Genomic DNA, 224 nt, shown 5'->3' with positions numbered 1-224 from the left:
GGTGACGGCGGTCTGGCCGTTGACGGCCACGTCGCCGTACACCCGGGACACGCCGGGGTCGACGTTGAAGTTGCTCAGCCGCACGGTCGTGCCGCCGGCGGCCCGGGTGAGCCCCGAGCCCTCGTGCTGCAGCTGGCCGATGACGTACGGCGAGACCTCGCCCGGGGTGAAGACCGAGACGTTGCCGCCGCTGATCGGGAAGACCAGCGAGCCCTTGACCAGCT

At 71.4% G+C, this 224-nt stretch carries 1 pseudogene; it reads right to left on the bottom strand.

Annotated elements, in window-relative coordinates:
- Positions 1-224: pseudogene (locus QWJ41_RS21590) on the bottom strand (hypothetical protein); the annotation flags it as partial.

Source organism: Nocardioides cremeus, assembly GCF_030518195.1.
Classification (GTDB): Bacteria; Actinomycetota; Actinomycetes; order Propionibacteriales; family Nocardioidaceae; genus Nocardioides; species Nocardioides cremeus.
The sequence above is the reverse complement of the archived record's forward strand: the minus strand, read 5'-3'. Positions and strand labels throughout refer to the sequence as shown.